This window comes from Actinosynnema sp. NPDC002837 (genome assembly GCF_040295345.1).
In the GTDB taxonomy this organism is placed as follows: Bacteria; Actinomycetota; Actinomycetes; order Mycobacteriales; family Pseudonocardiaceae; genus Actinosynnema.
Genome location: NZ_JBEOVG010000225.1, coordinates 1 through 1,032, shown reverse-complemented (window position 1 = coordinate 1,032; position 1,032 = coordinate 1). Strand labels below are relative to the sequence as shown.

Annotated in this window: 1 protein-coding gene; it reads right to left on the bottom strand. The window is 41.2% G+C overall.

Features of this window, described 5'->3' with window-relative positions:
• A partial coding sequence (locus ABTZ99_RS45030) for an L-lactate MFS transporter (protein ID WP_499619298.1) occupies window positions 1-1,032 on the bottom strand: 1,032 nt, incomplete at both ends.

Genomic DNA, 1,032 nt, shown 5'->3' with positions numbered 1-1,032 from the left:
AATGAAATCTCGTTGTATCCAGAATGAGATTAGCAGTGCCAATAGATCAATCAAAATAAAGGCAGCTAATGTCAAAGTATAATTGTGGAACAGTTGATGTGTTAATGATAATAGTAATGGTCCAACAACTCCGGCAGCAGCCCATGCTGTCAGTACATATCCATGAACAGCTCCTAATTCTTTAGTACCAAAGACATCACCTAAGTAGGCTGGGATGACAGAAAAGCCTGCTCCATAACAAGACATCAACAAGCATAATGCAATGACAAATAGGAGCGGTAATTTGAAGATGAGCATGGCTGAAAGCATTACAATATCGAGAATAAAAATGGTACTGAAAGTAGCAGGGCGCCCGATATAATCAGACAAAGTTGCCCATATCAAACGTCCAAAGCCATTGAAAAGGCCTATGATTCCAACCATAATTGCGGCTGTTTGGACAGACATGCCGGTCATACTTTGAGCCATGGGGGATGCAGCTGAGACAAGGCCGATCCCGCATGTAATATTGATAAATAACATTATCCAAAGAAAAGTGAAGGATTTAGTTTTGAGGGCTTGGTTAGCTGTTAGCTCCGGTCCTCGGGTTAGACGTGTTCCCTTTTTTTGAGAAATGCTATTTTCAGTAGTGCTTGATAGTGCCAGATTTGGACGAACAATAAACTGTGCAGCGAGCAGCATAATAACAAAATAAAATGTTCCTAAGAGATAGAATGTTTGTTCAAGACCAACACTAGCCATTAGCTGTTGAGCAACAGGACCAGTCAGCATTGCTGCAAAACCAAATCCCATAATAGCTAACCCCGTTGCTAAACCGCGTTTGTCTGGAAACCATTTAATAATTGTTGATACAGGGGTAACGTATCCTGCTCCCAGTCCTAAGCCGCCTATGACACCATATGAGAGATATAATAGCCAAATTGAATTTTGATGGATAGCCCAACCAGTCATAATGGTTCCAGTTCCGTAAAGAAAGCTAGCAATAGTTCCCGTTAGTCTAGGGCCTATTTTTTCAACGACTTTGCCCATAAA